The sequence below is a fragment of the Amycolatopsis sp. NPDC034160 genome (assembly GCF_055575355.1).
In genome coordinates this window covers 22,978-30,989 of sequence record NZ_JBVISU010000043.1, presented here as the reverse complement: position 1 = coordinate 30,989, position 8,012 = coordinate 22,978, and the positions used below count along the sequence as shown (strand labels likewise).

Annotated in this window: 6 protein-coding genes; 1 reads left to right on the top strand and 5 read right to left on the bottom strand. The window is 67.0% G+C overall.

The window, feature by feature from the left end:
- Positions 1–196 precede the first annotated feature (196 nt).
- The 5 genes from ACZ54P_RS40560 to ACZ54P_RS40540 all read right to left on the bottom strand — a co-directional run bounded on the left by ACZ54P_RS40560 (position 197) and on the right by ACZ54P_RS40540 (position 6,503).
- Positions 197–1,027 (bottom strand): carbohydrate ABC transporter permease, encoded by an 831-nt coding sequence (locus ACZ54P_RS40560; protein WP_465466942.1) that lies wholly within the window; start codon positions 1,025–1,027, stop codon positions 197–199.
- Between the two features lie 5 nt (positions 1,028–1,032).
- Positions 1,033–1,920 (bottom strand): carbohydrate ABC transporter permease, encoded by an 888-nt coding sequence (locus ACZ54P_RS40555; RefSeq protein WP_465466941.1) that lies wholly within the window; start codon positions 1,918–1,920, stop codon positions 1,033–1,035.
- 6 nt (positions 1,921–1,926) lie between these two features.
- The gene (locus ACZ54P_RS40550) at positions 1,927–3,198 is read right to left on the bottom strand and encodes an ABC transporter substrate-binding protein (RefSeq protein ID WP_465466940.1); all 1,272 of its coding nucleotides are present in this window, start codon (positions 3,196–3,198) and stop codon (positions 1,927–1,929) included.
- Between the two features lie 137 nt (positions 3,199–3,335).
- Positions 3,336–5,441 (bottom strand): alpha-galactosidase, encoded by a 2,106-nt coding sequence (locus ACZ54P_RS40545; RefSeq protein WP_465466939.1) that lies wholly within the window; start codon positions 5,439–5,441, stop codon positions 3,336–3,338.
- A gap of 114 nt (positions 5,442–5,555) precedes the next feature.
- Entirely contained in the window at positions 5,556–6,503 is a 948-nt protein-coding gene (locus ACZ54P_RS40540) for a methionyl-tRNA formyltransferase (RefSeq protein ID WP_465466938.1), read from the bottom strand.
- A 138-nt stretch (positions 6,504–6,641) separates the two neighbouring features.
- Here ACZ54P_RS40540 and ACZ54P_RS40535 point away from each other — a divergent pair, with 138 nt between their 5' ends.
- Positions 6,642–7,985, top strand: a complete 1,344-nt coding sequence (locus tag ACZ54P_RS40535) for a lysine N(6)-hydroxylase/L-ornithine N(5)-oxygenase family protein (RefSeq protein WP_465466937.1) — start codon at positions 6,642–6,644, stop codon at positions 7,983–7,985.
- The last annotated feature ends 27 nt before the right edge of the window (positions 7,986–8,012 follow it).

Sequence of the window (8,012 nt, the reverse complement as noted above, 5' to 3'; positions counted from 1 at the left end):
CCGTAAGGTACTTCACGCCAGCAAGGCCGTCGGTCCAGGTGGTCGGGGGTGGCGGTTCGGGTGAGAACCCGAATCGCCACTCACGACCAGCCCACCCCACCTCCCACCGGCAGCCTTACCGATCAGGGGAACCCTCTTGTCGGGACGGAAGGTCACCGAGCTTTGAGCATTTAGAGGACTAAACGCGGGGAGAGGGTCAGCCCTTGGTCGCGCCGCCGGTGAGGCCCTTCACGAACTGCTTCTGCAGCGCGAGGTAGAAGATCAGCACCGGCAGCGTCGCCAGGAACATCAAGGCGAACACGCTCCCGAGGTCCGCCTGGTACTGGCCGATCGAGCGGTAGATCCCGGTCGTGACCGTGGTCCCCTGACTGGGGCCGAGGATGATCAGTGGATCGATGAAGTCGTTCCAGATCCACACCCCGAGGAAGATCAGCACGCTCGCCGTCGCCGGACGCAGCAACGGGAACACGATCCGCCAGAACACCTGCGTGCGGCTCGCCCCGTCGAGCAAGGAGGCTTCTTCGAGTTCGATCGGCACCCCGCGGATGAACCCGGTGAATACGAAGACCCCGAACGGCACGTAGTACCCGACGTTGAACAGCACCAAGCCTTGCAGGGTCGCCATCATCCCGGTCAGCCGCAGCACCTCGGTGACCGGGATGAGGATCACCTGCGGCGGGATCATCAAGCCCGCCAACAGGATCAGCGCGAGCACCTTGGTCCATCGTTTGCCGGAGCGAGCCAGGTAGTGCCCGAGCATGGCCGAAAGCACCGTCAGCACGATGATCGACAGCAAGGTGACGAGCATGCTGTTCGCCAGGCTCACCCAGAACAGGCCGTCGGGCCGGGTGAGCACGGCGTGGATGTTGGCGAGCGTCGGCGGCAGCGGGACCGACGCCGGCTCCTGAGCGATCAGGCCACCGGGTTTGAAAACGTTGACGAGCACGTAGTACAGCGGCACGAAGAAGAGCGCGCTCGCCAGGATCGCCGCGGCGGGCCGGAGCCATGACCGCCGCGCACCGTCCATCGTGGTCACAGGTCGACCTCCCGCCGTCGCAGGAAGCGCAGCACGATCGTGGTCAGCGTCGCCACGATCACCAGCATCACCACGGCCATCGCCGACGCGTAGCCGACGTGGTTCGCGTCGAGCCCGGTGGCGAGGACGTTGAACGCGATCGTGGCGGTGGTCCCCGAACCCGGTCCGCCGTTGGTGACGACCTTGACGTAGTCGTAGGTCTTGAACGCAGAGATCAGCAGGACGACGGTGTTGATCGTCAATGACGGCGCGAGCAGCGGCCAGGTCACCGCGCGGAACCGCCGGACGGGACCGGCGCCGTCGATCTCGGCGGCCTCCAGCAGTTCGGCCGGGACACCCTGCAGGCCCGCTAGGTACACGACCACACAGAAGCCCAGCATCTGCCAGCAGACGATCGACGCCACCGAGTACAACGCGAGATCCGGATCCGAAAGCCAGCCAGGCGGCCGCTCGACACCGATCGCGCGGAGGACTTCGTTGATCGGCCCCCGGTCGTCCAGCAGTTTCGTCCAGATGATGCTGACCACGACCGAGCTGAGAATCACGGGCGTGAAGAACACGCTCCGCAAAACGTTGTACAGCCAGCCTTTCCGGTCCAGCAGCAGGGCGACGCCGAGGCCGAGCAGATTCGGCACGACCACCACGATCACGGTCAGGATCGTCGTGACCTCGAGCGCGGTCAGGAACTGCTCGTCCTGGAGAAGCAGCTTGTAGTTCTCGAGACCCACGAACCGCGAAGGCGGGTTGAACGGGTTGTGGTTCGTCAAGCTGTAGCCGAAGCTGATGAGGATCGGCGCCATCACGAAGCAGAGGTAGACGACGACGCCGGGAGCGCCGAACGAGACGAAATGCCACACTCGCGGCAGGATCGGTTTTCTCCCCATCGCGCGTCAGCGCGCTTTCGCCCACTCGGCGTCCAGGAACGCGCACGCGTCGGCCACCGCTTTGCGGCCGGTGATGACGTCCTGAGCGGCCTGGTAGACCTTGTCCTTCATCCCCGGCAGGAGCCCGTCGTCCGCGGTCTCCCAGCTGAAGGCGTTCACGATCGCGTTTTTCTCGACGGCTTGCCGGTAGAGGTCGTAGCCCGCCTTGAAGACCGGGCCGACGTCGGTCGGCGGCGTGTAGCCCTTGATCGCGGGGAACAGGCCGTCGGCCTTGACCGAGGCGTCGATCTGCTCCTTGTCGAGCTGGAACGCGAGCGCGAACTTCCGTGCCGCGTCGAGCTTCGGTGACTTGGCGTTCACGACGATGCCGCCGCCGGTGTAGGCGGGCACGACTAGTTTCCCGTCCTCGGAGGGGAAGTTGAAGACGCCGATCTCGAACGACGGCTTCTTGGCGTCGGCGCTGGCGGCGAACCAGTTACCCATCGGGTACATCGCGCCTTCGCCGTCGAGGAAGGCGGCTTCGGTCGCCGAATAGTCCCGCGAGACCTGCGTCTTGTCGAGGTAGCCCTTGGCGACCAGGTCGGCGAACTTGCCGAACGCCCGCTGGAAGGCCGGATCGGTGAACTTGACCTTGTCGGCCCGCCGCTGGGAAAGCCAGTCCGGGGTCGTACCGTAGACATCGACGCTGACCAGGCCGTCCAGCAGCATCGCGGACGGGAACCCTTCCTTGCCGCCGCCGATGGTGAACGGCGTGATGCCCTTCGCCTTCAGTTTCTCCGCCGCGGCGAGGAGGTCCGCCCAGGTCGCCGGGGCCGAGGCGATTCCGGCGTCGGCGAAGAGCTTCTTGTTGTAGTAGATCGGCGGGATGGTCTGGGTGTTGGCGGGCAACTGGTGGTGCCCGCCCTTGATCGGGTTGGCGCCGGGGAACTGGAAGTCCTTGAGCTCCTCGGGCGTCCACGCGTAGAGGTTGCCCGATTCGGCGAAACCGGCCGAGTCGACGGCGATCGCGACGTCGGGGAACTGGCCGGACTGCAGCAGTTGCTTGGCGTATCCGGTGCGGTCGGTCGACGGGGCGATGAGTTTCTTCACGCTGAGGCCGGGATTGCGGTCCGTCACGCGTTTGATGGCGGCGTCCCAATAGGACGGTGGAAGGTTCGGTGTCTCGAAGGTCAGGAAGGAGATCTCGCTGCCGGACGCGCTCGTCCCGCCGCCCACGGTGCAGCCTGCGAGACTCGCGGCGACAAGCAGTGCCACTCCCCACGCGAAGGATTTTTTCATCCCCGGCCACCCTTCTCGCGACGATGCGCGGCGTCTCACGGACGTCGGCATTCGATCGGATGTCTAGGGGGATGTCAAGCAGGTAATCGCGAAGAAGAGGGTTCAAAACGGACGATACATCTGACCTATCTCGGGGTTCAGAGCTTCGTCAGTCGGATCACCGCGCTCGCGAAATCGCCGGCCGGAAGCCCGGGGAACAGGCCGTGTGCCTGCAGCGCGGCGCCGTGCCACACCTTTCCGGTGTCCTCGTCGAGGTACCGCCCGCCGGGGTCGAGGCCGTCGAGCCGGACCGGTCGTTCAGGCGCGTGGAAATGTGCCGCTTGCCGGAACACGAACACGACCGCGTGCCTGCCGTCGGCCGCCACGTACTGGAGTGCCGAGACGCCGTCGGTGGACGGCGGCACGAGCCGGTAGAGCCTGCCGTGTTGTACGACCGGCCGGATCTCCTTGTACAGCGCGATCTGTTCGCGGGCGTAGTCGAGATCCTCTTCCGGCCACTCGACGATGTCGCCGCCGATGCCCAGCACCCCCGCCATCGCGACATGGAACCGGAAGCGCAGAGGGGTGGAGCGCCGGGTGACGAAGTTGGGGTCGTCGGTGACCCACGCCGACATCGCGCGGGTCGGATACACCTGACCGTAACCGTGCTGGATGACGAGCCTGTCGAGCGCGTCGGTGTTGTCGGAGGTCCAGACCTGGTCCGTCCTGGCCATGACCCCGAGGTCGATCCGCCCGCCGCCGCCACTGCACGCCTCGATCCGCAGTCCGGGATGGCCGGCGCGCAGGCGGTCCATGATCGCGTAGACCGCGCGCGTGTGCTCCACCCACAGCCGGTCCGGATCACTGTCGGCGGGCCAGCCCGCCTCGGTGAACGGGCGGTTCATGTCCCATTTCAGGAAGTCGATCCCGTGCTCGCCGACGAGCGCGTCGAGCCGGCCGAACGCCCACGCCGCGACGTCCGGGCGGGCGAAGTTGAGCACCAGCTGGTTTCGCAGTTCCGATCGTGTCCGATGTGGCTGGTGCAGGACCCAGTCCGGCCGCTCGCGGTAGAGATCGCTGTCCGGGTTGACCATCTCCGGCTCGACCCAGATCCCGAACTTCATGCCGAGCCGTCGTACTTCGCCGATCAGCGGCGCGAGGCCGTCGGGGAACTTTTCGCGGTTGACGGACCAGTCGCCGAGCCCGGCGTGGTCGCCGCTGCGGGCACCGAACCAGCCGTCGTCCATCACGAACAGTTCGACCCCGAGCGCCGCGGCTTTCTCCGCCAGCGCGCGCTGTCCGGCTTCGGTGACGTCGAATCCGGTCGCTTCCCAGGAGTTGTAGAGCACCGGCCGGAGTTCGTCCGGGTAGGGAAGGACATGGTCGAGGGTGTACGCGTGCCACGCGCGGCTCGCGGCGCCGAACCCGCCTTCGCTGTACAACCCGGCGAACGCGGGCGTGGCGAGCGTGTCGCCGGGTGCGAGCCGGTGAACGACGCCGTCCTGGCCGAAGCCGCCGGTCACGGTGAGGCGGCCGGTGGACGAGCGCGTGGTGGTGATGCGCCACGAACCGCTCCACGCGAGGGCGGCGCTGTAAACCTCGCCGTACCGCTCGGTCGCTTCGCCGTCGTCGATCATCACCCACGGATTGGCGTGGTGGCTGGTGATGCCGCGCCTGCTGCCGAAGGTGGTCTCGCCGTGGGGGACCGGCTCCCGGAGCAGCTGGCTCTCGGCGGCCCAGCGACCGGTGACGTGGCTGATCCGGTAGTCCGGCCGGACGGGCACGACCCAGCTCGCCGAGTCGGCGCGGATCACCTCGAGCGGGTCGTCCGCGCCATCGTGGGTGAGTTCGGTCCAGCGCTCGATGACGTCGGTGCCTGACGGCACCCGGTAGCCGAGGGTGATCCGCAAGGGATAGTGGCGGTCGCGGAAATGGACCTTCAGCAGCCCGCCGTCGATGTCGTGGGAAAGGTATCGCCATTCGAGGGCGCGGGTCCCGTCGGCGAACCGGACCTGGAGGGCGGGGGTCCAGTGGCGGGTGCCGCCGTCGGCGGCGAGTTCGTCGAGTCCTTCGTTGGGATCGTTGAAGGAGTCCCAGCGTGTCTTGGTCTCGGGCAGGACGTCGGCGAGCTGGTCCGCGGTGAGCGACGGGCCCCAGTGGACGTGACTGGGTGTGTCGTCCTCGGCCAGTCTCAGCGCGTAGCTCGTGGCCACCGTGCGGATGAGCCAGGAACGGGTGCTCTCGTCGAAAACGATCTCGGTCACGGCGTCATCCTGACCCGGATTGGTGGGGTGGGCCAAGAGGCAGTCTGGCTCGTGAGTGGTAATGACGGTTCTAACCGTCATTACCACTCACGAGACCGGGTGCGGCCCCGCCGGTCAGGGGCGAGCGGTGAGGTATCCGCCCATGGTGCGGAAGTACTCGGTCGCGGCCAGTTCGGCGCCGTCCTCGGTCCGGACCCGCTCGATGACGAGCCCGTGCGAGCGGCCGCGGCGGGACTCGGGGCCGGCCACGATCACGACGCCCTCACCCTCGCGGATGAAGATCCGCCCCGGGGTGCCGCCGTAGTGGCCCACCGACACCGAGGAGCGGACGACGCGCAGCCGCTTCCCGCGGTGGTAGGTGAAGGCGTTGGGATACGGGTCGGACTGTGCCCGCACCAGCCGCTCGATCTCGTCGGCGGGCCAGGACCAGTCGATGAGGCTGTCCTGGAGGGCGCGTTTGTGGAAGAAGCTGGCCTTCGACCGGTCCTGGGCGACCGGGGTGAAGTTCCCGCTCGCGATCAGCTCGATGGCCTCGGTGGTGATCGGCGCGATGAGATCGACCGTCCGGTGGAAGAGGTCGGTCGTCGTGTCCTTCGGTCCGACGGGGACCGACCGCTGCACCACGATGTCACCCGCGTCGAGGTCGGCGTCCATCATGTGAGCGGTGACGCCCACCTCGGGTTCGCCGTTGATGAGCGCCCAGATCAGCGGGGAGAAGCCGGCGTAGGCGGGCAGCAGGGAGTCGTGCACGTTCAGGGTGCCGTGACGCGGCATCTCGAAGATCTCGGGCGGCAGCCACGTGCGCCAGTTGTTGGCGACGATGAGGTCGAGATCGGCTTCCTTCAGCTCCGCGAGCAGTTCCGCGTCGTCGGGACGCTGACGCAGCAGCGCCCGGATCCCGTTGGCCTCGGCGAGGTCGGCGACGGAATCGGACCAGATCTTCTCGTAGGCGTGGTCGCTCTTCGGGTGGGTGACGACGAGGGCGACTTCGTGGCCCGCGTCGATCAACGCCCGCAGGGTGCGGTGTCCCCAGGTCTGGTATCCGAACATGGCGACCCGCATGGGACCGGCCTCCTCCTGGTCGAGGGATGAACATCACCACTGAAAGTACTAGTTGAGCCTCACCTAACTTAGGTTAGGGTTCCCTGGTCTTTGTAAGAAGTACCGAGATGCGGCTGAGCCGCGCAAGGGGTTCAAAAGATGGCACGAGCAGTGGTCGGTGAACGGGTCCCGGTCTACGACGTGGTCGGGGTCGGGTTCGGGCCGTCGAACCTGGCGCTCGCGATCGCCGTCGCCGAACACAACGCCGCGCCAGGGGCCGAGACCGTCACGGCCCACTTCCTCGAGCGCCAGGTCCGCTTCGGCTGGCATCGCGGGATGCTGCTCGACAACGCCACCATGCAGGTCTCCTTCCTCAAAGACCTGGCGACGATGCGGAACCCGACGAGTTCGTTCAGCTTCCTGTCATATCTGCACAGCAAGGGCAGGCTGGTCGATTTCATCAACCACAAGAACCTGTTCCCGCTGCGGATCGAGTTCCACGACTACTTCGAGTGGGCGGCCGCCAAGGTCGACGACGTGGTCTCTTATGGCACCGAGGTCCTCTCGGTCACGCCGGTCTTCGATGGAGACGAGATCGTGTTCTTCGACGTCCATGCTCGCACCGACGGCGAGCTGGTGAACCTGCGCGCCCGCAATTTGGTGATGGGCACCGGGCTGCGGCCGAACCTGCCCGAAGGCGTCACGCCCGGCACCCGGATCTGGCACAACAGCGAGCTGCTGCACCGTGTCGAGGGGATGGCCGCCGAGGAGCCGCGCCGGTTCGTCGTCGTCGGCGCCGGGCAGAGCGCGGCCGAGGTCAGCGCGCTGCTGCACGAGCGGTTCCCGCAGGCCGAGGTGTGCGCGGTGTTCGCGCGCTACGGCTACAGCCCGGCCGACGACAGCGCGTTCGCCAACCGGATTTTCGATCCCGAAGCGGTCGGGCGGTTCTACGCGGCGCCGGACGAGGTCAAGGAACGTCTGATGCGCTATCACGGTGCGACCAACTACTCGGCCGTGGACATCGACCTGATCGACGAGCTGTACCGCCGCGTCTATCGCGAAAAGGTGCAGGGAGTCGAGCGCCTGAAGCTGATCAACGTCTCCCGGCCCACCGAAGTCGTCGACACCGGTTCCGGCGTGCGGGTCACCATCGAAGCGCTGGAGACCGGCGAGCGGACCAGGCTCGACGCCGATTTCGTGGTGTACGCGACCGGGTACAGCCAGGCGGATCCGACGCCGTTGCTCGGCGAGCTCGCCTCCGCCTGTGCGCGCGACGGCGAGGGCAGGCTGCTGGTCGAACGCGACTACCGGATCGTCACCGAACCGTCGCTGGACGGCGGGATCTACCTCCAGGGCGGCACCGAGCACACGCACGGCATCACGTCGTCGCTGCTGTCCAACACCGCGGTCCGGGTCGGCGAGATCCTCCAGTCCATTGTGGACCGACGCGGCGCCGACGTCTCCCGGCCCGAGTACGCGGTGAGCGGCACCGGACCCGCTTGACCCGCAGTCGACGTTGAGTGTTTTCGA